Annotated in this window: 22 protein-coding genes; 7 read left to right on the top strand and 15 right to left on the bottom strand. The window is 59.5% G+C overall.

Annotated elements, in window-relative coordinates; genetic code table 11:
• Window positions 1–86: 86 nt before the first annotated feature.
• From lptB to ACZ1HH_RS00130, 4 genes are all read right to left on the bottom strand, one after another.
• Complete coding sequence (gene lptB, locus ACZ1HH_RS00115) at window positions 87–845, bottom strand: LPS export ABC transporter ATP-binding protein (protein ID WP_011537395.1); 759 nt, start codon at window positions 843–845, stop codon at window positions 87–89.
• A complete protein-coding gene (lptA, locus tag ACZ1HH_RS00120) occupies window positions 845–1,345 on the bottom strand; it encodes a lipopolysaccharide transport periplasmic protein LptA (protein ID WP_472636981.1) in 501 nt (166 codons plus the stop codon). The genes lptB and lptA overlap by 1 nt, the downstream gene beginning before the upstream one ends.
• A 3-nt stretch (window positions 1,346–1,348) precedes the next feature.
• Complete coding sequence (gene lptC, locus ACZ1HH_RS00125; RefSeq protein ID WP_011537397.1) at window positions 1,349–1,948, bottom strand: LPS export ABC transporter periplasmic protein LptC; 600 nt, start codon at window positions 1,946–1,948, stop codon at window positions 1,349–1,351.
• 72 nt (window positions 1,949–2,020) lie between these two features.
• Window positions 2,021–2,635 carry a ribonuclease D gene (locus ACZ1HH_RS00130; protein WP_168610101.1) on the bottom strand — a complete coding sequence of 205 codons (615 nt, stop codon included), beginning with the start codon at window positions 2,633–2,635 and terminating at the stop codon, window positions 2,021–2,023.
• A gap of 262 nt (window positions 2,636–2,897) precedes the next feature.
• On the opposite strand from ACZ1HH_RS00130, the gene xylB reads away from it, so the two are divergent.
• Genes xylB through ACZ1HH_RS00150 form a run of 4 tightly spaced genes read left to right on the top strand, consistent with a single transcriptional unit; the run spans window position 2,898 to window position 7,971 of the window.
• Complete coding sequence (gene xylB / locus ACZ1HH_RS00135; protein WP_472636982.1) at window positions 2,898–4,349, top strand: xylulokinase; 1,452 nt, start codon at window positions 2,898–2,900, stop codon at window positions 4,347–4,349.
• Complete coding sequence (gene xylA / locus ACZ1HH_RS00140) at window positions 4,346–5,656, top strand: xylose isomerase (protein WP_472636983.1); 1,311 nt, start codon at window positions 4,346–4,348, stop codon at window positions 5,654–5,656. The genes xylB and xylA overlap by 4 nt, the downstream gene beginning before the upstream one ends.
• Complete coding sequence (locus tag ACZ1HH_RS00145; RefSeq protein ID WP_472636984.1) at window positions 5,657–6,664, top strand: aldose epimerase family protein; 1,008 nt, start codon at window positions 5,657–5,659, stop codon at window positions 6,662–6,664. It abuts the gene before it with no gap.
• Complete coding sequence (locus ACZ1HH_RS00150; RefSeq protein WP_011537402.1) at window positions 6,664–7,971, top strand: cytochrome-c peroxidase; 1,308 nt, start codon at window positions 6,664–6,666, stop codon at window positions 7,969–7,971. Before ACZ1HH_RS00145 ends, ACZ1HH_RS00150 begins: the two co-directional genes overlap by 1 nt.
• Window positions 7,972–7,999: 28 nt before the next feature.
• Here ACZ1HH_RS00150 and ACZ1HH_RS00155 read toward each other — a convergent pair whose 3' ends face one another.
• The gene (locus tag ACZ1HH_RS00155) at window positions 8,000–9,550 is read right to left on the bottom strand and encodes a phospholipase D family protein (RefSeq protein ID WP_472636985.1); all 1,551 of its coding nucleotides are present in this window, start codon (window positions 9,548–9,550) and stop codon (window positions 8,000–8,002) included.
• 341 nt (window positions 9,551–9,891) lie between these two features.
• On the opposite strand from ACZ1HH_RS00155, the gene ACZ1HH_RS00160 reads away from it, so the two are divergent.
• On the top strand, window positions 9,892–11,094 hold the full coding sequence (locus tag ACZ1HH_RS00160) for a cation:proton antiporter (RefSeq protein ID WP_472636986.1): 1,203 nt from the start codon (window positions 9,892–9,894) through the stop codon (window positions 11,092–11,094).
• Window positions 11,095–11,160: 66 nt separating this feature from the next.
• Here the strand turns inward: ACZ1HH_RS00160 and ACZ1HH_RS00165 are convergent, their stop codons facing one another.
• From ACZ1HH_RS00165 to ACZ1HH_RS00190, 6 genes are all read right to left on the bottom strand, one after another.
• Window positions 11,161–11,931, bottom strand: a complete 771-nt coding sequence (locus ACZ1HH_RS00165) for an ABC transporter ATP-binding protein (RefSeq protein WP_472636987.1) — start codon at window positions 11,929–11,931, stop codon at window positions 11,161–11,163.
• Window positions 11,928–12,785: an ABC transporter ATP-binding protein gene (locus ACZ1HH_RS00170; RefSeq protein WP_487320323.1), complete on the bottom strand. Its 858-nt coding sequence runs from the start codon at window positions 12,783–12,785 to the stop codon at window positions 11,928–11,930. The genes ACZ1HH_RS00165 and ACZ1HH_RS00170 overlap by 4 nt, the downstream gene beginning before the upstream one ends.
• Complete coding sequence (locus tag ACZ1HH_RS00175; protein WP_472636988.1) at window positions 12,782–13,699, bottom strand: ABC transporter permease; 918 nt, start codon at window positions 13,697–13,699, stop codon at window positions 12,782–12,784. The genes ACZ1HH_RS00170 and ACZ1HH_RS00175 overlap by 4 nt, the downstream gene beginning before the upstream one ends.
• The gene (locus ACZ1HH_RS00180) at window positions 13,696–14,688 is read right to left on the bottom strand and encodes an ABC transporter permease (RefSeq protein ID WP_472636989.1); all 993 of its coding nucleotides are present in this window, start codon (window positions 14,686–14,688) and stop codon (window positions 13,696–13,698) included. The genes ACZ1HH_RS00175 and ACZ1HH_RS00180 overlap by 4 nt, the downstream gene beginning before the upstream one ends.
• A 67-nt stretch (window positions 14,689–14,755) precedes the next feature.
• On the bottom strand, window positions 14,756–16,354 hold the full coding sequence (locus tag ACZ1HH_RS00185) for an ABC transporter substrate-binding protein (protein WP_472636990.1): 1,599 nt from the start codon (window positions 16,352–16,354) through the stop codon (window positions 14,756–14,758).
• Window positions 16,355–16,412: 58 nt separating this feature from the next.
• Window positions 16,413–17,462 carry a dipeptidase gene (locus ACZ1HH_RS00190; protein WP_472636991.1) on the bottom strand — a complete coding sequence of 350 codons (1,050 nt, stop codon included), beginning with the start codon at window positions 17,460–17,462 and terminating at the stop codon, window positions 16,413–16,415.
• Between the two features lie 339 nt (window positions 17,463–17,801).
• Between ACZ1HH_RS00190 and ACZ1HH_RS00195 the strand changes: the two genes are divergently transcribed.
• Window positions 17,802–18,842, top strand: a complete 1,041-nt coding sequence (locus ACZ1HH_RS00195; protein WP_472636992.1) for a zinc-dependent alcohol dehydrogenase family protein — start codon at window positions 17,802–17,804, stop codon at window positions 18,840–18,842.
• A gap of 104 nt (window positions 18,843–18,946) precedes the next feature.
• The gene (locus ACZ1HH_RS00200; protein WP_416367676.1) at window positions 18,947–20,146 is read left to right on the top strand and encodes a TIGR03862 family flavoprotein; all 1,200 of its coding nucleotides are present in this window, start codon (window positions 18,947–18,949) and stop codon (window positions 20,144–20,146) included.
• On the opposite strand, the gene ACZ1HH_RS00205 is transcribed toward ACZ1HH_RS00200, so the two are convergent.
• The 4 genes from ACZ1HH_RS00205 to leuS form a co-directional block, all read right to left on the bottom strand.
• Window positions 20,119–20,709: a glutathione S-transferase family protein gene (locus ACZ1HH_RS00205; protein ID WP_011537413.1), complete on the bottom strand. Its 591-nt coding sequence runs from the start codon at window positions 20,707–20,709 to the stop codon at window positions 20,119–20,121. The two genes, ACZ1HH_RS00200 and ACZ1HH_RS00205, sit on opposite strands and share 28 nt — an antisense overlap.
• Window positions 20,710–20,784: 75 nt before the next feature.
• Complete coding sequence (gene holA, locus ACZ1HH_RS00210) at window positions 20,785–21,813, bottom strand: DNA polymerase III subunit delta (RefSeq protein WP_472636993.1); 1,029 nt, start codon at window positions 21,811–21,813, stop codon at window positions 20,785–20,787.
• Window positions 21,810–22,343 carry an LPS assembly lipoprotein LptE gene (gene lptE / locus ACZ1HH_RS00215; RefSeq protein WP_472636994.1) on the bottom strand — a complete coding sequence of 178 codons (534 nt, stop codon included), beginning with the start codon at window positions 22,341–22,343 and terminating at the stop codon, window positions 21,810–21,812. Before lptE ends, holA begins: the two co-directional genes overlap by 4 nt.
• Window positions 22,330–24,903, bottom strand: a complete 2,574-nt coding sequence (gene leuS / locus ACZ1HH_RS00220; protein ID WP_472636995.1) for a leucine--tRNA ligase — start codon at window positions 24,901–24,903, stop codon at window positions 22,330–22,332. The genes lptE and leuS overlap by 14 nt, the downstream gene beginning before the upstream one ends.
• Window positions 24,904–24,924: the final 21 nt, after the last annotated feature.

Below are 24,924 nucleotides of genomic sequence, written 5' to 3' on the forward strand. Positions count from 1 at the left end.
ACTTATCGGCGAGCCCCTGCCAATGACTCCGCGCGCAAGGGTTATGCCCACGCCCATGCGCCTGCACTGTGGGACTGGCTCTGAGATCAGGAAATCCGGAAGTTGTCGCCGAGGTAGACCCGCCGGACGTTTTCGTTCTCGACCACTTCCGAGGGGCTGCCGGACATCAGGACCTGCCCATCATGCAGGATATAGGCCCGGTCCACGATTTCGAGCGTTTCGCGCACATTGTGGTCCGTAATGAGGACGCCGATGCCGCGGTTCTTCAAGTCTGCAACGAGGTTGCGGATGTCGCCAACAGAGATTGGATCAACACCTGCAAAGGGTTCATCCAGCAGAAGATATTTGGGATCGGCCGCGAGACAGCGCGCGATCTCGACCCGGCGCCGTTCACCACCGGACAGCGCCAGCGCGGGTGCGCGGCGCAGATGCTCGATCGAGAAATCCGACAGCAGCTCTTCTAGGCGCTCGCGACGTTTGTGATCGTCAGAAACGGCAATATCCAGAACTGCCGAGATGTTGTCCTCGACGGAAAGGCCGCGAAAAATCGACATTTCCTGGGGCAGATAGCCGATACCCAGTCGGGCGCGGCGATACATCGGCAGCGAGGTGACATTCTGCCCGTCCAGTGTGACGCGCCCAGCTTCGGGGAAAACCAGCCCGGCAATGGTATAAAAACTCGTGGTCTTGCCCGAGCCGTTTGGCCCCAGCAAGGCCACGACCTCACCGCGGTTCAGTTCCATCGAGACGTCACGGATCACCACACGTTTGCGATAGCTTTTGCGCATCTTCTCAATGCGCAGACCCGACGAGCCGGAGGTGACTTCTAGTTTTGGTTTTGCCATCAGTTGCCGCCACTGCCCGGCAGGGTGGTGCGCACGCGGCCGCTCAGCGTGGCATTCCCGGTGGTCATATTGACCGTCATCTGCTCTGCGCCAAGGGTATTGCCCTGCTGCGTCAAAAGCACATTGCCACGCATCACCACGGTACCACTCTGAATGGTGTAATCCGCCTCGCGCGCCTCGGCAGCATCCTCGCCACTTACGAGCAGAACGTTGCCACGCGCCTCTAGGCGTTCGATCCCATTGCCCTCGGTGCGCCGGACCACAAGCACGTTGTCCGCACTCAGGCGCATTTCGCCCTGGATAATCAGCACATTGCCTGTCAGCAACGCAGAGCCATCTTCTTGATTTACGCTCATATTGTCAGAGGCAATATCAACGGGCTGCGAAGTGTCCGTTTGCAGCACCCCAAAGGAGACGCCTGTCCCCTGCGCCATTGCGGCGGATGGGGCATGCAAGATGCAAATCAAACCAAGAAGAATAACAAATGTCAGTCGTCGCACGGGTTATCTTTCTATTTTTGCAGGATCGTACACCAGCTTTACGCCTTCCGTGAACTCTATATGTACCGGGGCGTTCTTCGAATCCGTGAAGATCCGCATTGTCCCGGCGCTAAAATCGCCCATTGGCCCTTGTGCGGTGACCGGGCCGGGGCTGACCACCTGAAGTCCACTGAGCTCTGCGTTGAGGCGCTCGGACTCCACGCGGGTGCCATCTGCCGTGATAATACGGACATTGCCCACCAGGACGGCAAGGTCTTGGTCCGGTCGAATAGAGCCCCGATCCGAGAGCAATAAGATGCGGCGTCCCTCGGTGGTGAGGATTTCTGCCTCGAGATCACTTGCCGAAGCCCCTTCGCCATCACCGCCCGGAAGCGCTTTCGTTGCAGCAATCGTGATCTCCTGTCCGGTGGCCGTGGTGCCGGTGAAAAACGGAGCAGTAACCTGTTGGCCGCGCAGCCTGTTTTCCAGTTCGATCTCGGCAAACGGGATCGAGGGGTCCGTATTGATGTTGTGTGAGATCAGGAACAATGTCGACAAGAGCGCCAAGGCCGTGAGTGGCAGCGCCACTTTGAGATAAGAGACGACGCGGGAATAGCGATCCATTGCGGTGTCTCCTTTCTCTTGTGTCTTCTATGTCATTGCGTGTCTTCAGGGCAAAGTCACGGCTGGGTGATGTCAGGAATGGGCGAAAATATCGGTGTCTGGCCAGCCGGCCAAATCCAGTCGCGCCCGTGTCGGCAGAAAGTCAAAACAGGCCTGGGCAAGGTCGCTACGCCCCTCGCGCACAAGGCGTTGATCAAGGGCGTCGCGCAATCGGTGCAGATGTAGAACGTCCGAGGCCGCATAATCCATTTGCGCCCGCGTGAGTGTTTCCGCGCCCCAGTCGCTCATTTGCTGCTGTTTGGAGATGTCTTGGCCGAGCAGATCTTGGGTCAGGTTTTTCAACCCGTGACGATCCGTATAGGTGCGCACCAGACGGCTGGCGATCTTGGTGCAATAGACCGGCGCCGCCAGCGCTCCAAAGCGATGGTAGAGTGCCGCGATGTCAAAGCGCCCGTAGTGAAACAGCTTGAGCACATCCGGGTTGGTAAGCATCGCGGTCAGGTTCGGAGCGTCGGTTTGCCCCTTTGCGATCTGCACAAGATGCGCGTCGCCGTCGCCGCTCGACATCTGCACAACGCAGAGACGATCGCGATGCGGGTTGAGCCCCATGGTTTCGCAGTCAATTGCCACCACAGGTCCGAGATCGAGGGAATCTGGCAAATCGTGTTGGTAAAGATGCGTGGCCACGGCGCGGTCCCTGATCGTGCGATGAAAATGGGTTGATGCCGACATAGGCTCTTTGAGGGGCGAACTCAACAGGCAGAGGGCGGCGGATCAAGCTGGACCAGAGCCACTGATGGTTGCCATCGGCGCTGTGTTGGAAGGGTGCGAGAGTTTTGTTGTTGCAAAGATTGACAGCGAATGACGTATCTGTTTTTATTTTACTAGCCGAATTAAATATGTGCATGACCCTCGTTGGCGTGCGCGCGTGGCGATTGGGAGGACATCTATGTTTTTGGGTCTTGACGTGGGGACGTCGGGGCTGCGCGCATTGCTGGCCGATGAGGGCGGCAATGTCATTGGCGTGGCAGATGCGGCGTACGGAGTCTCTCATCCGAAAACCGGGTGGAGCGAACAGGACCCGCAGGACTGGATCACTGCGTGCCAGAGCGCGGTTGCAGAGCTGAGAGGCGAGCATCCAGAAGCCATATCCGCCTTGCGTGGCATCGGCCTCAGCGGCCATATGCATGGCGCAACCCTTCTGGACGCGGATGGCAAGGTTCTGCGCCCCTGTATCCTGTGGAACGATACGCGCTCTGCAATAGAGGCTGCCGAACTCGATGGCACCGAAGGCGTGCGGGATCTGTCAGGGAACATCGTCTTTCCGGGTTTTACCGCGCCAAAGCTGGCTTGGGTCAAAACTCACGAGCCAGACATCTACGCGCAAATCGCCAAGGTTCTCTTGCCGAAGGATTATCTGCGCTTCTGGCTTACTGGTTCCTATATTTCGGACATGTCCGATAGTGCGGGGACATCCTGGCTCGATGTGGGGGCGCGCGACTGGTCGCCGACACTGCTTGAGGCTTCAGGCATGCGCCGCGATCAGATGCCTGATCTGGTCGAAGGCTCGGCAGCCGGCGGGGAGCTGCGCGCGGATCTTCGGGCCGATTGGGGCATCAAGGGCTCTGTGGTTGTGGCAGGTGGCGGTGGAGATAACGCCGTTGCGGCCTGTGGCGCGGGCTGTTTTCGCGAGGGGGAGGGGTTTGTGAGCCTTGGCACTTCCGGCGTGCTCTTGGCAGCCAAGTCGGCCTATAAACCCGACCCAGCATCTGCGGTTCATACCTTCTGTCATGCGGTGCCTCAGACCTGGTATCAGATGGGGGTGATCCTCGCGGCGACCGATTGTCTGAACTGGCTGTCACGCACTTTGGGTCAGACCCCCGCGACCCTCGCGGGGCGCTTGCCAAATGAGGTCAAAGGACCTTCCAGCATTACTTTTTTGCCGTATCTGTCCGGCGAACGCACGCCGCATAATGATGCGCAGATCCGCGCCACACTGGCGGGGCTGGATATAGGCGACGGCCCGGCAGAGCTTACACAGGCAGTGATGGAGGGCGTGGCATTTGCCCTACGCGATTGCCTAGAGGCGCTCAAGGGCACCGACACGTCGTTCACCCGACTGCTGGCAGTCGGTGGCGGCACCCGTTCACCCTACTGGGTCGAGACCCTTGCAACCGTGCTTGGGGTATCGCTCGACATCCCCGACAAAGGCGAATTTGGTGCCGCATTGGGCGCGGCACGTCTGGCTATGACAGCGACCGGCGCCGATCTGGCGACCGTTATGCGCGCGCCGCCCATCTCTCACACTATTGATCCGCGCAGTGATCTCATCGAGGCCTATGATACGTCATATGCCCGGTATCGCGCGCTTTATCCTAACATGAAGGCACTCATGACATGACCACTGGTTTTTTTGGCGATGTTTCCAAGATCACGTTCGAAGGGGCAGACAGCACCAACCCGCTGGCGTTTCGACATTACAATCCCGACGAGGTGATCCTCGGTAAGCGGATGGAAGAGCATCTGCGGTTTGCAACCTGCTACTGGCACAACTTTGTGTGGCCGGGCGGTGATCCGTTTGGTGGTCAGACCTTTGATCGCCCTTGGTTCAAGGACACGATGGACGCCGCCAAGCTCAAGGCCGATGTGGCCTTCGAGATGTTCACGCTGCTGCAGTCGCCCTACTACTGCTTCCACGATGCGGACGTGCGGCCTGAAGGGGCGAATTTTGCGGAAAACACACGCAATCTCAACGAGATCGTCGACTATTTCGCGCAGAAGCAGGAAGAGACCGGCGTGAAGCTTCTCTGGGGCACCGCGAACCTCTTTTCAAACGCCCGCTACATGTCTGGGGCGTCGACCAACCCGGATCCGGACGTCTTTGCGTTTTCGGCGGCGACGATCAAAACCTGCATGGATGCCACCCACCGTTTGGGCGGCGAGAACTATGTGCTCTGGGGCGGTCGCGAAGGCTATGAGACGTTGCTGAACACCGACCTCGCACAGGAAGATCAGCAAATGGGCCGGATGCTCAACATGGTGGTCGAGTATAAGCATAAGATTGGCTTCAAAGGCGCGATCCTTGTGGAACCCAAGCCGCAGGAGCCCTCCAAACATCAGTACGATTACGACGCGGCCACCGTTTACGGTTTCCTCAAGCGTCACGGGCTTGAAAACGAGGTGAAGCTCAATCTCGAACAGGGGCATGCGATTCTTGCGGGCCATTCGTTTGAACACGAAATCGCAACGGCGCAAGCGCTGGGCATTTTTGGCTCTATTGATATGAACCGCAATGATTACCAGTCGGGCTGGGATACAGATCAGTTCCCCAACAACACGCCCGAGGTGGCGCTGGCCTATTACCACATCCTGAAACATGGCGGGTTCACGACAGGGGGCACCAACTTTGATGCCAAGCTGCGCCGTCAGTCCATTGATGCCGAGGATCTCTTGATGGCGCATATCGGCGGCATGGACATCTGTGCGCGTGGCTTCAAGGCGGCTGCGGCTATGATCGAGGACGGTACCTTGGATCAATTTGTTACCGACCGCTATGCAGGCTGGCAGACCGATCCGGCGCAGGACATGCTTGCGGGCAAACTTTCGCTTGATGACATTGCAAAGCGTGTCGAGGCCGAAGATATCAACCCCAAGCCGCGCTCCGGGCGGCAGGAATATCTTGAGAACCTCATCAACCGGTTTGTCTGAATGAAAGATGCGCAGATCGTGGAGCATGGTCTCCATCGTGGACATATGCTGAAGGAAGCTCGACTGCAAAGCGCCGGGCTTTCCATCAGCCTGTTGAACTTTGGGGCCGTGACCCGCGATCTGCGCCTTCTGGAGGAGAACCGTTCGCTGATCCTCGGCTTTCAGGACCCAGCGGACTATCTGCACAACCCAGGCTACCTCGGTGTGATCGCAGGCCGCGTCGCCGGACGGATCAAGAACGCCCGTTTCACACTCGGCAGGCAGAGGTTTCAGCTCAATCCCAACGAGGGCGATACCCTCCTGCACGGTGGTGCCAACGGGCTGTGTCATGTGTTCTGGAACCTTGAGGTCCTGTCAGAAAACACGGCTCGACTGCGCTATCACTCGCCCGAAGGCGAGGGTGGTTTTCCCGGTGCGGCCAAGATAGCCCTCACGGTAACGCTTGAGGCAAAGGCGGTTGTCTATGACCTGACGGCCGAAGTAACGGCGCCAACGCCAATCAGCCTTGCGCAGCACAATTATTACAACCTCATGGGGGGCGCTCAGTCGATCCGGGAGCATCGATTGCAGGTTGATGCCACAAGCTACCTCGGACTGGACGATGCAAATGTTCCAGATGGCAGGCTTTTGGCGCTTGACGGGTGTCACCATGATTTCCGTTTGGGGCGCAGCTTTGCGGAACTTGATCCGCAGACCAAAGGCAGTGACGTGGCCGTGGTGTTTGATGAGTGTCGCGACCCGGAGCAGCCAGTAGCCTCTCTCATTGCGCCGGACGGTCTGCAGATGCGGGTGATCAGCGATCAGCCCTGCGCGCAGATCTACACGGCCAGCGCTCTGCCAGAACAGCCCGGCGCTTTGCCGGGACAGCGGATCGGGTCCGACATGGGCGTCTGTATTGAGCCACAGGGCTATGCCAACGCGGTAAACCTGCCGCAGTTTCCAAGCATGATCGCAACGCCGGAACGGCCCTACCGGCAACGTCTGCGCCTTGAGTTTGGGAGGATCTGATGCGCTGGTTTATATTGCTGACACTCATGGGCGCCTCAGCCACGCAGGCGCAGAGCCGCCCAGATCTTGGCCCGCGCCCAGCGTTTCCCGCCCCGGACATGGCTGCGGTCGAGCTGGGGCAGTTGCTATTTTACGATCCTATCCTGTCTGGCAATCGCAATATCGCCTGTTCCACCTGTCATCACCCACGCCTTGGAACAGGAGATGGGCTATCGCTGGGGTTGGGCGAGGGGGGCATCGGCCTTGGCCCGGACCGAAAACCAGATCCAGCCAACCTGCCCGAGCAACGCATTCCCCGCAATGCGCCGGGGCTCTGGAATCTTGGTGCGCCCGAATTCACGGTGATGTTTCATGACGGGCGGCTCGAGGATCACCCCGATCATCCCGGTGGCATCCGCACCCCCTTGGGAGAAGATATGGTTGCGGGGTTTGATGACGCGCTCGCCGCGCAGGCCATGTTTCCGGTGCTCTCCGCAGACGAGATGGCCGGGCATTATTCAGAAAACGAAGTGGCGCAGGCGGTGCGGCTGGGCCAGCTTTCAACACCGGGCGGGGCCTGGGACAGAATCGCGGCGCGGGTGGAGGCGATTCCGGCCTATCGTGTCGCATTTGACGAGGTCTTGGGCGAGGGCACGCCCATTACCTTTGCCGACATTGGCAATGTTCTTGCCGATTTCATTCGCTTTGAATGGCGCGCGGATATGAGCCCATTTGACGCATACATGCTGGGGCAGGGGGATCTGCCCAAAGCGGCCAAACGCGGGATGGAGCTGTTTTATGGCGCGGCGGACTGTAGCCAGTGCCATACTGGGTGGTTCCAGACGGACCACGGTTTTCACGCCTTGGCCGTGCCTCAGATCGGGCCGGGCAAGGCCGCGCGCTTTGAAACTCATAGTCGGGACGAGGGCCGTATCCGCGTGACGGGCCGAGCGGAGGATGCTTTTGCCTTCCGCACGCCGTCTTTGCGCAATGTGGGTCAAACTGCGCCATATGGGCATTCGGGGGCCTTTGCGACCCTAGAAGACATCGTGTGGCATCATCTGTCGCCAGAGCAATCCTTGAGCAGCTATTCCAAATCGCAAGCCGTACTACCCCAACTGGAAGGCGCCCAGGACTGGACGATCCAGGACAACGCGGCAGAGCGCGCCGCGTTGATAGCCGCTGTGGATCTCGACCCGGTCTCGCTTACGGCCGCGGAAGTGGCTGACATTGTTGCCTTCTTGCACGCGCTCACCGATGAAGAGGCCGCAAAGGGGCGTCTTGGCGTTCCCGCAGAAGTCCCAAGTGGCTTGCCCGTAGATCAGTGAGCTGTGAGATCCGCAGCGCTTTTCTTGATCACAAAAGCCATTCAACCGGCAGCACGCCAATTACCGCGATTGCAATCTGCTGGAACCAGGTGGCGCCGGGCTCTTCCTGGTAGATCAATGTCTCGCCATCTTCGATTGGCTCGCGCCATATCATCTTGCCTTTGGGTGTCAGCGCCGGTTGATAGGACACCGTCAGGAGTGGGCCGTCAAAGCCTGCGCTGACCTGCCCGGCGAGCGTCGGACTTTCGATGAGAAACCCCATCTCGCAATTCAGGGTGGCCGAGCGCGGATCAAAGTTGAAAGAGCCGATAAAAACGCGGTCACCGTCGACGGCAAAGGTCTTGGCGTGCAGGCTCGCCCCCGAAAGACCAAAGGGTTTGAGTTGCCGGTTGGCGTCAGCCGACAGCTGAGCGCGCAGTTTCAACTCGTAGAGCGAAACATCCGCTTCCAGCAGCGCGCGGCGGTACCGCGTGTAGCCAGAATGCACCATCAAGACATCCGTGGTGTTCATCGCATTGGTCAACACACGCACATCCACGCCAGCAGCCGCCAAATCGGTGAGGTACTCCGTTCCCCGCCGCCCGGGTACAAAATAGGCCGAAACTAGATCCAAGCGGGTCTCGACCTGGCCGAGGATCTCGCCCAGACGAGTGATCATCAACTGATCTGATGTCGCGCTGCCCTGACCTTTCACAGGGTCATCGGCCACCACGCGAACATTGGTCCACTCCATCGGCATCTCACCACGCGCGAATTTATCTGCACTGTTTTGCAGATCGCCCATAAGGCTTTGAGCCTCTGGTGTGGCCATCACCTCTGATACGCGTTGTTCAAAGGCAATCAGGTCCCCATCGGATGATACGATCGACTCAAGCGCAAAAACGGAGGGGCTGTTCCAGTAGTCATCAAAGACTGTGGCCGTTTCCGGCACCACTTTGCCCGCAGCCAGCGCATCCATGTCGATATAAAATGCATCCCGCTGCACGTCGAAGTACTCGTCGCCAATGTTGCGCCCGCCAATGATCGCAACCGCCCCGTCCACGATAAGGGACTTGTTGTGCATTCTCCGGTTCATACGAAAGAAATCAAAGCTGTAGCCCAAGAGCTTTGGGCGCCGGATCGTTGAGGGGTTGAACAGTCGGATTTCGAAATTGGGTTGCGCGTTGAGCGTAGCCATTGTTGCGTCAAGCCCAGGCACGCCGTTATCGTCCAGCAGAAGTCGGACCCGCACGCCCCGCAGCGCCGCGTTGCGCAATTCCTCTAGCAGGAGAACCCCGGAGGTGTCGTCGTGCCAAATGTAGTATTGCGCGTCGATCGAGGCTTCGGCGCGACGGATCAGTTCGACCCGGCTTGCAAGCGCATCCGTCCCGCTGCGCAGCGGGATGATCCCTGACTGGCCGACATGCGCCGCGCTCAGATCTGCAACTGTCGCCCCGATCGAAGTCTGATCGCTCGCCGGAAGGGCCGAGCTGATCTCGCGATTGGAAATGTCGGGCAAAGGAAAAAGAAGCCGTGCGAGCATCACAAATGCCGCAAGCGTAAGGCCAATCAAAGCCAGTGTTTTTAAGAACCGCATCATCCTCGCATGCTAGCACCTAACCACTGCGCTGCAGCGGGAAAATCTTGCCACATGTCTCATGTGCAAACCGGTGTAGACATTGAGCCGCATAAGCCAGCCTGAAGGGGACTGGATGGAAAGTGCACTACCGCTTCTGTCAAATTTGTTGTCTGCTGGCCGTGGTCCACGGGACCAGAGGGGGGCACGTCAACGCAGAGGGCGGAAGGATCGCAGCCTCTGAGCGCGCGCATTGAGGGGAGTGATAAAACTCTAGCGCGCCGTTTTCGCCGCCTTGTTGCGCCCAATCGCGTCCGATTTAAACGTCGCGAGAGGTATATTTTGCATGAGGAAATACTCTTGATATGACTTTTCTAATCCTGCTCGTGCTTTTGGCCTTTGCGCTTTATTCCTTGTTCAGCAAGCGGATAGATCGCAGTGTTCTGACCCTGCCTATCTTGTTTACAGGGCTTGGGTTTTTGCTCTCAAAGCCGCTCAGTGAGGTGATCCCCGCCGGGCTTATTCACGAAGGCAAAGCAGGGCTTGCGGAGGTGACGTTGATCCTCGTGCTGTTTTCCGATGCCAGCCACGTGCGATTGCGCAGCCTGGCACGGGGCTGGCAGTATCCGACACGGATGCTGGTGATCGGGTTGCCGCTCACCATTGCCTCGGGCACGGCGGTTGCATTCTGGCTCAACCCCAGTTCCGGGCTCGCCGTCGCGCTCCTGACGGCTGCAGTCTTGACGCCGACCGACGCGGCCTTGGGGCAGGCGGTTGTGAACAGCCCGGATGTCCCGGACCGTCTCGCACAGACGATCAATGTCGAAAGCGGCCTCAATGATGGGCTGGTGCTTCCCTTTGTGCTGACGGGGGCGATACTTGCTTCGGGTTTTGCGGGCGAGGCGCATACCGGGGGGCTCGTTCTTGAGGCGCTCATCGAAGTGATCCTTGGGCCTCTGGCGGGGATTGCGGTTGGCTGGGTTGCGGCGCGGGCGATGGATTGGGCGCAGAACCGTGACCTCATGCAGGAGGCGGCGGGCGCAGTCGTGTTTCTGGTCACAGCCTTTGCAGCCTATCTGTTTGCGGTTCTGATCCACGGAAACGGTTTTATCGCGGCATTTGTCGCGGGCATGGTGTTTGGCAACAGCTATCGTCACAACATTCATTTCATAAGCGAGTTCATGGAGGGCGCAGGACAGTTGCTCACGATGGCCGCCTTTCTGGTGTTCGGCGCATTCCTGTTGCCAGACGGGCTGGCTCATGCGGGCGTCTCCACTTTGGTCTTGGCGCTCTTGTTTTTGACGGTAGTTCGCATGGGGCCGATCCTGCTGTCGCTCATCGGAAGCGGCCTTCCCACACGCGAGAAACTATTTCTGGGCTGGTTTGGCCCGCGCGGCCTCGCTTCGATCCTGTTCACACTGTTGATGATGGATCAGTTCGACATCCCAAATGAGGAGGAGCTGCTCGCCTGTGTTTCTCTGACGGTCGGACTGTCGATCCTCCTGCATGGTATCACATCCACGCCGCTTGCCAGTTGGATCAGTCAGGAGGGCAAGCGCAACACATGAGAGCGCCGCACCTTGCGCTGGTGCTTCTGGGCAAGGAGGATTGCCCCCCCCCGCCCAGAAGGTAATTTAAGCAGTCTCCACGCTCGCCACGCGATTTGCCGAAGCATTCAGAAGGTGCTGTGTGTAATCATGGGCGGTTTTGCCAGCGCGCATGTCGTCGATGCTGAGAATCTCCATGATCTCGCCGTTGCGCATCACCGCAGCCGTACTGCACATATGCGCAACCACAGCAAGATCATGCGATACCATTACATAGGTGAGGTCATGCTCGGCCTGTAGATCCTTCAGGAGATTGAGGATTTCGGCCTGCACGGACACATCAAGCGCCGATGTGGGCTCATCCAGCAGTAGGATCTTGGGGTTCGGCGCAAGCGCACGCGCGATCGCAACCCGTTGCCGCTGCCCACCCGAGAGCTGGTGCGGGTAGCGAAAGCGAAATGCCGGGCCAAGGCCCACGTCCTTCAGCAGCTGATCCACTCGGTCGTTGATGTCCTTGAACCCATGCAGACGCAGCGTTTCCGACAGCACTTGATCGACAGATTGGCGTGGATGCAGCGAGGCATAGGGATCCTGAAATACCATCTGCACAGTCTTATAGAAGGTCCGGTCGCGTTTGCCCGCGAGGGGGTGGGCCGCCACCGTCATTTCGCCTTCCCAATAGGGCGCAAGGCCGGTGATCGCCTTTAGGATCGTGGACTTGCCGGACCCTGATTCCCCCACAAGGCCAAAGCTCGCGCCGCTATCTACCGAGAACGACGCATTCTTGACGGCATGAAAGAGATTGTGACTGTCCCCAAAGTAGACGTTCAACCCCTTGATATCGATGGCTGTTCTCATGGCCTGCCCTCTACGCTTGCAGTGTCGCGCCATTGGGGGTCGCGATTCAGCACCTGAAGCCGTGGCTTGGGGTGATCGAACCGCGGCAAAGATCCCAAAAGCCCCTGAGTATAAGGGTGTTTGGCCTCGTGCAGCTTGTCAGCGTCGCAGACCTCGATGATGCGCCCCGCATACATGATGAGCACGCGGTCACAGAACTGCGACACCAGATTGAGATCGTGACTGATGAAAATCAGCCCCATGCCTCGCTCGCGCACAAGCTTGTCCATGATCGACAAAACCTGCCCCTGCACGGAGACATCCAGGGCCGAAGTCGGTTCATCCGCGATCAGGATTTCCGGGTTCGGGATCAGCATCATCGCGATCATGATGCGCTGGCCCATACCGCCCGACATCTCGTGCGGATAGGCCTTCATCACCCGTTCCGGGTCACGGATCGACACCGCCTCCAGCATCTCGATGGCCTTGGTGCGGGCCTCTGCCCTGCTGGCCCTGGCATGCAATCGGTAGGCCTCGATGATCTGATCGCCCACCGTGACAACCGGATTGAGCGAGAACTTCGGATCCTGCATCACCATGGAAATCTTCTCGCCCCGCACCTTGCGCATGTCACGCTCGGACAGGTCCAGAAGATTGGTGTCATGCAGGTTGATATGGCCCGCCTCGACAATGCCGGGTTTGCGGATCAGACGCAGGATCGCGCGCCCGGTCATGGATTTGCCGGACCCGCTTTCCCCCACAATGCCAAGCCGTTCCTTCCCGAGCGAAAAGCTCACCCCGCGTACCGCATCGAACATGCCGCTGCGGGTCGGAAACTTCACCCAGAGGTTTTCAATATCCAGAAGCGTCGTCATGAGGTGCTATCCTTTGGATCAAGCACATCGCGCAGACCATCCCCCAACAGGTTGAAGGCCAGCGAAACAGCAAAAATGGCAAGACCGGGCATGGTGGCGACCCACCAGTAGTCCAGAATGAAGCGGCGCCCCTCGGAGATCATCGCGCCCCATTCCGGGCTTGGAGGTTGTGCGCCAAGGCCCAGAAAGCCAAGTCCCGCAGCCGCCAGAATGATCCCCGCCATATCCAGCGTCACCCGCACGATCAGCGAACTGATACAGAGCGGCCAGATATGTTTGGTGATGATCAGGAGCGGCCCCGCCCCTTGCAGACGGATCGCGCTGATGAAATCCGACGAACGGATGGTGAGCGTCTCGGCCCGTGCCAGACGCGCGTAGGGGGGCCAGGCCGTGAGTGAAATCGCCAGCACTGCGTTCTCAATCCCGGCTCCCAGCGCCGCCACAAAGGCCAGCGCCAGCACAAGGCGTGGGAACGCAAGGAAAATATCCGTCACCCGCATCAGCATGATGTCGACCCAGCCGCCCACGTAGCCGGAGACCGTTCCGACCAACAACCCGACGATGGGCGCGATCATGGCGACAAGTGCGACGATGTAGAGCGTGATCCGTGCGCCCCAGATGAGGCGGCTCAGGATGTCCCGCCCCAGCGAGTCGGTGCCGAGGATATGCCCCTCGGTGCCCAAGGGCTGAAGCCGATTGCCAAGATCCTGATAGTAGGGATCATGGGGCGCAAGCAGCGGTGCAAAGATTGCAACGGCGACGAGCAGAACGATGATTGCCAGCCCCCCCATCGCCATATGGTTGGACCGTAAGGTTAGCCAGCCTTTGTAATAGGCGGCCAGCCTGGCCTGACGGCGCGACGTTGGCGTATCCGTCAAGAGCCACTCTCGAAGTGTCATGGTCTGGCTGCTCATTTCGACCTCGGATCAAAGACTCTGTAGAGGAGGTCGGAAAAAACGTTCAGTACGATGAACACGAGGCCGACGACCACGGTGCCACCAAGCACGGCGTTCATGTCAGCCGACAACAATGCCGTGGTGATGTAGTTGCCGATCCCCGGCCAGGAAAAGATGATCTCCGTCAGCACCGATCCCTCAAGGAGGTTCGCATAAGAGAGCGCGATCACGGTGATGAGCTGCACGCGGATATTCTTGAACGCATGGTTCATGACCACCGCCCATTCGCTCATGCCTTTGACGCGGGCTGTGGTGATGTACTCGGCCGAAAGCTGTTCCAGCATGAACGAACGCGTCATGCGGCTGATGTAGGCCAAGGAGTAGTATCCCAGCAGAGAGGCGGGCAGGATGATATGGGAAAACGCATCCCAGAAGGCGCCCCAGTCGCCTGCAATGATCGAATCCACAAGGATCATGCCCGTTACGGAGGGGATCATGTCCTCGTAAAAGATGCCCTGCCGCCCCGGTCCGCCGACCCAGCCGAGCATGCCATAAAAGAGCAAAAGCCCCATCAGGCCCAGCCAGAAGATCGGCATTGAATAGCCCACCAGTGCCACCACGCGGGCGATCTGATCCACCCAACTGCCACGGCGCACCGCGGCGATGACCCCCAGCGGCACCCCGAGGACGCAGCCAAAGATAATGCCAATCGTCGCAAGCTCAAAGGTGGCAGGAAACACGCGTGCGATGTCCTCGGACACCGGGCGCGCAGTCAGAAGCGATTTTCCAAAGTCACCCTGCAGGACATCGCCAACGTAATAGAAAAACTGTATGATCAATGGTTTATCGAGCCCAAGCTCCAGATAAACCGCATTGTATTGCTCTTCGCTGGCGCGTTCGCCAACCACCGCCAGAACCGGGTCAATCGGCATGACCCGCCCGATCAGGAAGGTGACGAACAAGAGCCCCAGCATGGTGATTGAAACGGAAAGCAGGGTGATCCCCATGCTTCTTGCCCAAGGGGGAAGAGGCAGCCAAGGCTGCCTCTTCGGGACGTTGCTGTAAAACGCCATCTTACTTGGTCACGTCCCAGTAAGCGGCTGCGGTGATCGCGCCACCAAGGTTCAGACCCTCGACCTTTTCGCTGATGCCAGCCTGTTCAACCAGCTGGAACATCACGGCAAAAGGCGCGGTATCGCGGAACTCGGCCTGGATCTCGTGATACATGTCTGCACGTTTCACCGTATCGCCTTCGACCACGGCTGCGGCGACTTTGTCGGTCAGCCCTGCAGTGTCCCAACCGTTGCGCCACGCCAGAAGGCCCGTTGCATTGGCCGCGTCAGAGTTGTCGGGGTTATAGGCAAATGTGCCCGCGTTGGTCTGAGGATCGGGATAATCCGGACCCCAGGCGCCAAGGTAGATGTCCAGTTCCCGCGCGCGGTACTTGCCCAGAACCTGCTTGCCGGTGCCGACCTCGAGGTTCAACTTGATGCCTGCCTGCGCAAAGGTGTTTTGCAGCGATTGGGCGATCTCCAGACGCTCTTGCGCCTCGCGCACACCAACCGTCAGCTCCAGCCCTTCGGGCACACCGGCCTCTGCCAGCAGTTCCTTGGCTTTCTCGATATTGAGCGAGAAGGGGTTTTCATCCACGGCACCCAGATAGGTCTTTGGCAGGAAGTTCTGGTGCTTCACATACCAGTTCTTGAGGAAGCTGTTTTCCATGCCGTCATAGTCGATCAGATACTTCAGCGCCTGACGGACCTGCGGCTTGGAGAGCTCGGGATGCTTTTGGTTGAAGGACACATACATCAGGCGACCGCGCATCTCGCGCTGCACTTCGACGCCGTCGATACCTGCCAGGCCGTCCACATCCGCAGGCGTCAAGTCACGAGCCACGTCAATATCGCCGCGCTCCAGCATCAGCCGCTGGGTCGCACTTTCCTGAACGTGACGCACGATCACGCGCTGCATCGCCGGGGCGCCTTCATAGTAGTCTGGGTTTGCGGTCAGCGTGACGCTTTCCTTGGGCTTCCAAGAGGCCAGCTTGTAGGGGCCGGAGCCGGCGGAGTTGGTCATCAGCCACTCGTTGCCGAGGTCGCCGTCCTTGTCGTGCTCCATCACCAGTTTTTCGTCGACGATTGCGCCCAAGGTCGCTGTCAGGCAGTTCAGCACAAAGGAGGTCGCATAGCGTTTGTCGGTCGTGATCGACACGGTGTTGCCATCGACGGTGATCATCTCATCGACGTTTTCCGGAGTGAACCCAAACTGTGTCAGGATGAACGACGGCGTTTTGTTGAGCTTGATCACGCGGCGCAGCGAGAAGGCCGCATCTTCGGCCCGAACCGGGTTGCCAGAGTGGAACTTCACGCCCTCGCGCATGGTGAAGGTGATGGTTTTGCCATCTTCTGAGACGGTCCAGCTTTCGGCCAGATCGGGCTGATAGCCTGCCTCAAGGTTGGAGGGGTCGAAATTCACCAGCTTGCCGTACATGTTGCGGATCACATCCGCTCCCGCAAATTCAAAGCTTTGTGCCGGATCCAGCGTGGTGATGTCGTCGATACGGTTGGCGATGACCAGCATATTGTCCGGTGTCGCGGCGATCGTCGGCAGGGCGGTCACACCCAGCGCGAGCCCAAGTGCAGCAGAGCCGATTAGTTTGGAAAAAGCGTTCATTTAATGAACTCCCTGTTTTTGATTTGATTATAAACGCCGGTTTTTGCCCGGCTTTTGGTTATTCTCCCCAGGTCTTGCCCAGGACTCGGAGCCAGTTTTCATGGCAGAGTTTCTTCATCAAAGCATCGTCATAGCCGCGGTCCCGCATCGCGCGGCGCAACGCCGGCAGGCCTGCGATCGTGCCGATCTCGGCGGGTACCGTTGCCCCGTCGAAATCCGAGCCCATGCCGACCCGATCCTCGCCAACCTCTGCGATGAGGTAATCGAGATGATCCAACATGCGTGAGATCGGTGTGTTCTCGTCCATGCGTCCGTCTTCGCGCAGGAAGGCCACCGCAAAATTCAGCCCGACCATGCCGTCACTGTCCCGGATCGCATGCAACTGGCGGTCGGTCAGGTTGCGACTGTGCCGGGTGAGCGCCACCGCGTTCGAGTGGGTCGCCACCAAAGGCGCATCACTGACGCGGGCCACATCCCAGAAACCGGCTTCCGTCATGTGCGAGAGATCGACCATAATCCGCATATCATTGCAGCGTTTGATCAGGCGAAACCCATCTTCTGTCAGGCCCTCGCCCGTGTCCCCGGTGGAGGGATAGCGAAACGGAACCCCATGGCCAAAGCGGGTTGGGCGGCTCCAGACCGGCCCAAGAGAGCGCAGCCCCGCGCCGTGCAGGACGTCAAGCGTGTGGAAATCACGGTCGATTGCCTCTGCACCTTCCATATGCATGACGGCGGCCATCAGACCTTGTTCCATCGCCGTGCGAATTTCTGCGGTCGAGCGGCAAATCCGTAGCGCGCCCTGCCTTTCGAGCTCGATCAGGAGAGCGGCCTGGGACAGGGCAACCTTGATGGCGTCGTGCCACGTAACCTGCTCGGGAAGCGGCAGGTCATAGGTGTCCTTCATCATCTCTTCGTCATGGGAGACCGACTCTTCGCCGGGCACAAAGATGGCGAAGAATCCGCCGCCGAACCCACCGGCCTTGGCTTTATCAACGTCAATCTGGCGGCCTCCGCTGCCAAAAACCCCCGCCTGGTCCATTCCTACATCTTTATTGTGAAGGCGCAGCAGCAGGTCGTTGTGACCATCGAAAATAAGCGGAGTGTTCATTATTCAGCCAGTAAATTTGATCCCCGACGTCCGGTATTCCCGTGCTTCGGGAAGCCGTCGGCGCAATGTGATCGGTAACTCTAGGTAAAGCCTGCGCCAAGTTTGTTCACTTGGCAAGTATGTAGCGGGAAAAGATCCGGCTTTTTGGTTCAAGGCGCGGTCGCGCGCTCATGAGGTCGGCAGGCCAAGGGCAACAGAGGCACACGGCGCATCTGCTGCACCACGACAGATCAAGAGCCCTGCCGATCATCTTCTGTAGACAGGGTTTTTTTCGTAGATGTAGTAAGGTCTCCATCACCGGCTCCAAGCTGGCACACGCATCTTTAAGGATCGATCCCGATGAAAGCCGTCCTCTATGAGACCTTTAAGGAGTTGCCAAAACTGGTGACGGTCGAGGATCCCACCCCGGATCCGGATGGCGTGGTGATCAAGGTCGAGGCCACCGGGCTCTGCCGCTCAGACTGGCATGGCTGGATGGGGCATGACAGCGACATCGTGCTACCGCATGTGCCCGGCCATGAATTTGCAGGTGTGATTGTGGCCTTGGGGAAGAATGTCCGCAACTGGACGGTTGGGGATCGCGTGACCGTGCCATTCATCTCTGGATGCGGAGCCTGTTCGGAGTGTCACGCCGGCCACCAGCAGGTTTGCCACAACCAGCAACAGCCGGGATTTACCCATTGGGGGTCTTTTGCGGAATATGTGGGGGTCCGTCAGGCCGATCTGAACCTCGTGGCGCTGCCACAGGAAATGGATTTTGCCACCGCAGCAAGCCTTGGGTGCCGCTTTGCCACCTCCTTTCGCGCAGTGGTCGATCAGGCCCAAACGCGGGCCGGACAATGGGTTGCGGTGCATGGATGCGGTGGCGTGGGATTGTCTGCGGTGATGATTGCTCAGGCGGTTGGCGCCAATGTGATCGCTATTGATATCGACGACGAAAAACTCAATCTCGCCCAAGAACTCGGAGCCGTTGCGACTATCAATGGTGCGCGCGTGGCCGATGTCCCAGAGGCGGTGATCGACCTCAGCAGAGGCGGCGCGCATGTCTCGCTGGATGCACTGGGCCACCCGGTGACCTGCTTCAACTCGATCCAGAACCTGCGCCCTCGCGGCAAACACGTGCAGGTGGGCTTGATGCTCGCAGAGCACAGCACGCCGTCGGTGCCGATGGCGAAAGTCATTGCAAAAGAGTTGGAGATCCTCGGATCCCACGGCATGCAAGCGCATCGGTACGACGCCATGCTGGATATGATCGCATCCGGAAAACTTGATCCCAGGCGGCTTGTGGGGCGTGAAATCAGCCTCGATGCGGCCCCCTCCGCCCTTGTGAAGATGGATCAGTTCCAATCGATCGGCGCGACGGTTATCACCACCTTCTGAATCTCGCATCGTCTGTGGATGTATTCATGCCCACCCGCAGGAGATAGACTGTTCTAAAACGGAGAGCGCGCGCTCCGACATCAAGGCCATGAGGGGCGAAGCATATGCAGGACTGGGATGCGGTCGTGATTGGAGGCGGTCCGGCTGGATTGATGGCAGCAGGGGAGGTCGCGCGTCAGGGCCATCGGGTGCTCTTGGTGGAGGCCAAGCCGTCGCCTGCGCGCAAGTTTCTGATGGCCGGAAAATCCGGTCTAAACCTGACCAAAGACGAACCCTTTGAGGATTTGCTGGCGCAGTATGGCGACTCGGCTGTGTGGCTGGCACCGATGATCAAGGCGTTTGACGCTGCGGCTGTGCAAGACTGGGCGCGCGGGCTCGGGCAGGAGCTTTTTACCGGGTCGACGGGACGGGTGTTTCCCACGGTCATGAAGGGCTCTCCCTTGTTGCGGGCGTGGCTTCAGGATCTGGACACACATCGCGTTACCCGGCAACTCGGCTGGCGCTGGACAGGTTGGCAGCAGGACGGGCAGCTGTTGTTCGGTACGGCTGCAGGCCCAGAAGTCGTGACATCCCGCGCCACCATACTGGCGCTTGGTGGTGCGAGCTGGGCACGGCTTGGTTCGGATGGCGCCTGGGCGGCCCTATTGGCGTCGCGCGGCGTCGCCTTGGCACCGTTTCAACCGTCGAACGCTGCCCTTTCGGTCGCCTGGAGTGATCACATGACGCCGCATTTTGGCGCAGCACTCAAGGCAGTGGCCTGGCAGGCAGGCGCATTGCAGGCCCGTGGTGAGGCGACCCTGTCGCAACGCGGGCTCGAAGGCGGTGGGCTTTACACGTTGACCCCAGCTCTGCGCGAAGGGCAGCCGCTTTTTGTCGACTTGTCGCCGGACCTCAACGAGGGTGATCTTGCCCGGCGGCTCGCGAAACCGCGTGGCAAGACGAGCTGGTCGAACCACATGCGCCGCACGCTAAAGCTTGCGACGGTGAAAATGGCACTATTGCAAGAGTTTGGCCGCCCGCTGCCGCAGGATTCAGAGAGCCTGGCCCGTCTCATCAAACACTTGCCCGTGCGCCATGCAGGGCTGCGTCCGATGGACGAGGCAATCTCGACGGCTGGCGGCGTACGCCGCGATGCCTTGGATGACGGCCTTATGCTAAAGGCGATCCCCGGCACGTTTTGCGCCGGAGAGATGCTTGATTGGGATGCGCCTACGGGAGGGTATCTCTTGACTGCCTGCTTTGCGACCGGCCGTTGGGCAGGGCAAGCGGCGGCGCGCTACTTGGCGAGTTCCGCCACGCGCTGAAATGCCGGTCGCGCGCGCATGCGCTTGCCATAGTCCAGCACCGCATCGCCTTCGACGTCAAATTTCGCGCCACGCGCCCAGTTGAGGCAATGCGTCATCAAGACATCTGCGATCGTGAACTGATCGCCAGCGACAAATTCCCCGCTGAGCTGCGCGTTGATGCGTTTGATGGAATTGGCGAATTCCCACCTGAGGGAGTCTTTGATCTCTGGCACCCGGCGGTCTTCGGGCAGAATGAAGCTGTGACGCGCTGCCGTCCAGAGGATCGCGTCCATCTCGTCGATCACCATATTGGTGATGGCGTCCTGTCTTGCGCGCGCCAAAGTGCCTGCAGGTGCGGTCAGAGCGCCATGTTTGTCGGCCAGATAGGTGATGATCGCCACAGAATCGGTGATGCTCTCGCCGTCCTCAACCAGCGCCGGGACCTTGCCCGAAGGATTGGCAGCGCGCGCCTCCGCGCTTTGGGGTTGTGCCGGGACCAGATCGTAGCTCTGCCCCAGCTCCTCGAGAGTCCACAACACCCGGAACGCGCGGGTCTTGGGAACGCCAATCACTTGATACATTGGAAATCTCCTCGTTTGTTGCCGCGCAGGGTTGCCGCCAATCCAAGAGAGGTCAAGCATCAGCTTGAGGTGCGCTCAACGTGCGCGGGCGAGCATCGCAAGCCGGATCATCGCGCGCTCCGTCAACGCAAGGGCAGGTGCGCTTTGCCCGGCGGAGCGCAATTGCAAGTCGGTGTCGGTCAGAATCGTCAGCGCGTTTTGCAACTTCTGCGCCCCCCAGCCCTGTGCCTGCCGCAGCATGCGATCGCGGCGCTTGCCATAGAGCGGCGGACGCAGGCCTCCGATGCCTTGGGCAGCGCCTCCGGGATGGGCGGCAATGGTATAGAGCGTGCGAAAATGACGAGTCGCCCCGATGCAGAGCGTCACCGCATTGGTGCCCTGCGCCTGCAGCCTTCGCAGGACCGGACCGATGTCGGCACTGCGCCCCTCAGCCACCACATTGAGGAGATCGTCGAGCGCCGCCTCTGTGGATTGCGGGGCCACGGCGTCGATGTCCTCCAGCGTCAACGGGCTGTTATCGCCATGTTTGTAGAGGCTCAGTTTCTCGATCATTCGGGAAAAATCGCCGGGGCCAATGTCATTGGCGATATCCGCGAGCGCAGACATGCTGTCGCCCGGCACATCCCGTACGCCTGCTTCACTCAGGATTCGCTCAATTTCTGCACGCGAGGGAGGATCGTCATAGATGCCGGTCGCATAGGCATTGGTATGAGTTTCAAACGCCTTGCGCAGTTTGGATGACGCCTTGAGCTGACCTGCTGTCACCACGATCTGCGCATCACCGGGTTGCCAGGCCTCGAGCGCGGTGGTGATCGCCGGGGTCGCAGAATCATTGGCATCCTCGACAAACACGGCGCGAATGCCGGGAAAGAAACCGACCGCCTTGACCGCGTCCAGAAGCTGCGCGGGATCCTTGCGCAGATCGCTTGCGGGCATCCGCGTGAGGCGCATCTCCTCCTCCGCACCCGGTCCGAGGAGCGCAGCCAGCATCTGCTGGCGCTTGAGCGAGACGCGCATGGCGTCCGCACCGTAGATCAACAGCCCGGTCTTGCCGGGGTCGGGACGGGCGAAATAGCCCTCGGCCTCGCGCGGGCTGAGTTTCATGAGTCTTCGGGACGGCCCAATCCGGGCACCGCATAGAGGCGGGTCACAATCTGATCCGCCAGAATCACCATCAGTCGCTCATGCGCATCGGTTTCCCCCGCCTGCGTCTGAACTGTTGTGCCGCTCGCCGAATAGCCAGAGAAGTTTTCGACCTCGCCGCTGGCAACAATCTGCCCGTCCGAGAGGCGCACGAGGTTGTAACCAGCGGTGCCGGTCAGGGAATAGCGGGTGATGCTGCCTTCTGCAGTGATCGCTTGGCCCACCTCTTTGGTGTCGAGCGTCAGGTCCATCCGATACGCAGGGGCGCCCGCGCGCCCAAGCCGAGTTTCGAGCCTGCGCACAAAGTAATAGGCGTCACTGTCGCGTGGCGCGCCGATGGTTTCGGGGGACTGAAACGCGATTTGGTCACGCAGCGCGGTGCCAGCCCCATCCGGGCCATAAACAGGCTCAAACCCGCAGGCAGAAAGGCTGGCGCCAAGAGGCAGCGCCAGCGTGAGCTTCAAGAATTTGCGTCGATCAGGCAACAACATTTACGATCCGCCCCGGCACCACGATCACCTTTTTGGGTGCGGCACCTTCCAGCACCCGTTGCACAGCTTCGTGGGCCAGCGCGAGTTTTTCAACCTCTGCCTTATCGAGATCCTTCGCCACGGTGATCTCACCGCGCCGTTTGCCATTCACCTGAATGGGCAGGGTGACGCTGTCTTCGACGAGCATCGACTCGTCCGCCACAGGCCAAGCTGCGTTGGCAATCAGGCCCTCGCCACCTTGATGCGCCCAGATATCCTCGGCAAGGTGCGGCGTCATCGGCGACATCAGCTGCGCCAGAGTCTTGATGGCCTGTTTTTGCACGGCGGCGCTCGCCTTGGATTTCGACAGCGTATTTGTAAAGCCATAGAGCTTTGCAATGGCGGCATTAAAACCAAAACTTTCAACACCGAGCGTCACGTCACGGATCGCCTTGTGCATCTCGCGCAATAGCTCCTCGTCGCCTTCGCCCTTGGCATCCGGGTCCATCTCGCCAATGCGGTCACAGAGGTTCCAGACCCGATTGAGGTGCTTGTAGGCCGCTTCGGCGCCAGAGGCCGTCCATTCCACATCCCGTTCGGGCGGCGAATCGGACAGAACAAACCAGCGCGCGGTATCAGCGCCGTAGGTGGAGATGATCGCCAGTGGATCGACCACATTGTTCTTGGACTTAGACATCTTGGCAGAGGGGATCACCTTGATCCGCTCGCCGGTCTCCTTGACGAAGACGCCGCCGTCGCGCTCCTCGACCTCGCTCGGGTAATGATAGATCGCGCGGCCGTTGTCGTCTTTGCGCTCGGCATTCTCATATATCGCATGAGTCACCATGCCTTGTGTAAAGAGCGCGTCAAACGGCTCTTTGGCGCTCTCGGGGAGGTGGCCGCAGATCTGCATCGCGCGGGCAAAGAACCGCGAGTAGAGCAGGTGGAGAATCGCATGCTCGATGCCGCCGATATATTGATCGACGTTCATCCAATAGTTTGCCGCGTCCAGATCGGTCGGTGTTTCCGCGCGCGGTGCGGTGAAACGGGCAAAATACCAGCTCGAGTCCACAAAGGTGTCCATCGTGTCCGTTTCGCGCTGGGCGGGCTTGCCACAGTTGGGGCAGGCACAGTTGCGCCAGCTCGGGTGACGGTCGAGCGGATTACCCGGCACCGAGAAGTCAATCGCCTTGCCGTCCTCATCATACGGCAGCGCGATGGGTAGATTTTCTTTCTTTTCGGGCACCACGCCGCAGTCGGGGCAGTGGACGACCGGAATCGGGCAGCCCCAATACCGCTGACGGGACAGACCCCAATCGCGCAGACGGAATTTGGTGACACCTTGGCCCCAGCCTTCGGCTTCGGCCTTGTCGACGGCGGTATTTACGCCTTCTTCGCCGGTCTGCAGCTCATCACCTGCAAATCCGCGGACATAGCGGACTTTTTCGGCTTTTGTCGGCACATAGGCCTCGGTCAGTTCACCTGCGCCCTCGACGGGTTCGAGAACGGGGATGATCGGCAGGTTGTATTTGGTGGCAAATTCAAAGTCGCGCTGGTCATGCGCCGGGCAGGCAAAGATCGCACCGGTGCCGTAGTCCATCAGGATGAAGTTGGCGATCCAGACCGGCAGCTCCCAGTTCGGGTCCAGCGGGTGCTTGACCCGCAGGCCGGTGTCATAGCCCAGTTTATCGGCGGTTTCGATCGCCTCTTCAGTGGTGCCACCCTTGCGGCATTCCGCAACAAAATCGGCCACCTCTTGCGATTCGGCCTCGAGCTTCTTGGCAATCGGGTGATCCGGTGAGATGCCGACAAAGCTCGCGCCCATCAGCGTGTCGGGGCGAGTCGTATAGACCTCGATCGCCTCTTCCCCATCGGTGCGCTCGAAGCTGAACTGCAGCCCGCGGGACTTGCCGATCCAGTTTTCCTGCATCAGGCGCACCTTGGCGGGCCAATTCTCCAGGCCGTCCAGTGCCTCAAGGAGTTCGTCGGAATAGTCGGAGATCTTAAAGAACCACTGCGTCAGTTCGCGCCGTTCCACCAGCGCGCCAGAGCGCCAGCCACGGCCGTTCTCGACCTGCTCATTGGCCAGAACGGTCATGTCCACGGGGTCCCAGTTGACCACAGCGTTTTTGCGGTAGACCAGACCTTTTTCAAGGAAATCAAGGAACAAAGCCTGCTGCTGGCCATAGTATTCGGGGTCGCAGGTGGCAAACATGCGCGACCAGTCAAGCGAGAGACCCAGCGGCTTCATCTGCTCGACCATCGTGTCGATGTTGGAATAGGTCCAGTCCTTGGGGTGTCCGCCCGAGGCCATGGCAGCGTTTTCCGCAGGCATCCCAAAGGCGTCAAATCCCATGGGGTGCAGCACGTTATGGCCGGTGGACAGCTTGTAGCGCGCGATCACGTCGCCCATCGTGTAGTTGCGCACATGGCCCATGTGCAGCTTGCCCGATGGGTAGGGGAACATCTCCAGCACATAGTACTTGGGTTTGCTGTGATCTTCTTTCGCTTGGAAAATGGCAGCCTCTTCCCAGGCTTTTTGCCATCTGGCTTCGATGTCCGAGGCTTCGTAACGCGACATGTGAGCGGTCCTTTGACTAAA

The organism is Epibacterium sp. HA2-3 (assembly GCF_055693725.2).

What these genes read in the sequence shown, in the direction of transcription:
- lptB (WP_011537395.1), bottom strand. Translation starts at nt 845, where the DNA reads ATGGCAAAACCAAAACTAGAAGTCACCTCCGGCTCGTCGGGTCTGCGC.
- lptC (WP_011537397.1), bottom strand. Translation starts at nt 1,948, where the DNA reads ATGGATCGCTATTCCCGCGTCGTCTCTTATCTCAAAGTGGCGCTGCCA.
- xylB (WP_472636982.1), top strand. Translation starts at nt 2,898, where the DNA reads ATGTTTTTGGGTCTTGACGTGGGGACGTCGGGGCTGCGCGCATTGCTG.
- xylA (WP_472636983.1), top strand. Translation starts at nt 4,346, where the DNA reads ATGACCACTGGTTTTTTTGGCGATGTTTCCAAGATCACGTTCGAAGGG.
- ACZ1HH_RS00145 (WP_472636984.1), top strand. Translation starts at nt 5,657, where the DNA reads ATGAAAGATGCGCAGATCGTGGAGCATGGTCTCCATCGTGGACATATG.
- ACZ1HH_RS00150 (WP_011537402.1), top strand. Translation starts at nt 6,664, where the DNA reads ATGCGCTGGTTTATATTGCTGACACTCATGGGCGCCTCAGCCACGCAG.
- ACZ1HH_RS00155 (WP_472636985.1), bottom strand. Translation starts at nt 9,550, where the DNA reads ATGATGCGGTTCTTAAAAACACTGGCTTTGATTGGCCTTACGCTTGCG.
- ACZ1HH_RS00160 (WP_472636986.1), top strand. Translation starts at nt 9,892, where the DNA reads ATGACTTTTCTAATCCTGCTCGTGCTTTTGGCCTTTGCGCTTTATTCC.
- ACZ1HH_RS00165 (WP_472636987.1), bottom strand. Translation starts at nt 11,931, where the DNA reads ATGAGAACAGCCATCGATATCAAGGGGTTGAACGTCTACTTTGGGGAC.
- ACZ1HH_RS00170 (WP_487320323.1), bottom strand. Translation starts at nt 12,785, where the DNA reads ATGACGACGCTTCTGGATATTGAAAACCTCTGGGTGAAGTTTCCGACC.
- ACZ1HH_RS00175 (WP_472636988.1), bottom strand. Translation starts at nt 13,699, where the DNA reads ATGAGCAGCCAGACCATGACACTTCGAGAGTGGCTCTTGACGGATACG.
- ACZ1HH_RS00180 (WP_472636989.1), bottom strand. Translation starts at nt 14,688, where the DNA reads ATGGGGATCACCCTGCTTTCCGTTTCAATCACCATGCTGGGGCTCTTG.
- ACZ1HH_RS00185 (WP_472636990.1), bottom strand. Translation starts at nt 16,354, where the DNA reads ATGAACGCTTTTTCCAAACTAATCGGCTCTGCTGCACTTGGGCTCGCG.
- ACZ1HH_RS00190 (WP_472636991.1), bottom strand. Translation starts at nt 17,462, where the DNA reads ATGAACACTCCGCTTATTTTCGATGGTCACAACGACCTGCTGCTGCGC.
- ACZ1HH_RS00195 (WP_472636992.1), top strand. Translation starts at nt 17,802, where the DNA reads ATGAAAGCCGTCCTCTATGAGACCTTTAAGGAGTTGCCAAAACTGGTG.
- ACZ1HH_RS00200 (WP_416367676.1), top strand. Translation starts at nt 18,947, where the DNA reads ATGCAGGACTGGGATGCGGTCGTGATTGGAGGCGGTCCGGCTGGATTG.
- ACZ1HH_RS00205 (WP_011537413.1), bottom strand. Translation starts at nt 20,709, where the DNA reads ATGTATCAAGTGATTGGCGTTCCCAAGACCCGCGCGTTCCGGGTGTTG.
- holA (WP_472636993.1), bottom strand. Translation starts at nt 21,813, where the DNA reads ATGAAACTCAGCCCGCGCGAGGCCGAGGGCTATTTCGCCCGTCCCGAC.
- lptE (WP_472636994.1), bottom strand. Translation starts at nt 22,343, where the DNA reads ATGTTGTTGCCTGATCGACGCAAATTCTTGAAGCTCACGCTGGCGCTG.
- leuS (WP_472636995.1), bottom strand. Translation starts at nt 24,903, where the DNA reads ATGTCGCGTTACGAAGCCTCGGACATCGAAGCCAGATGGCAAAAAGCC.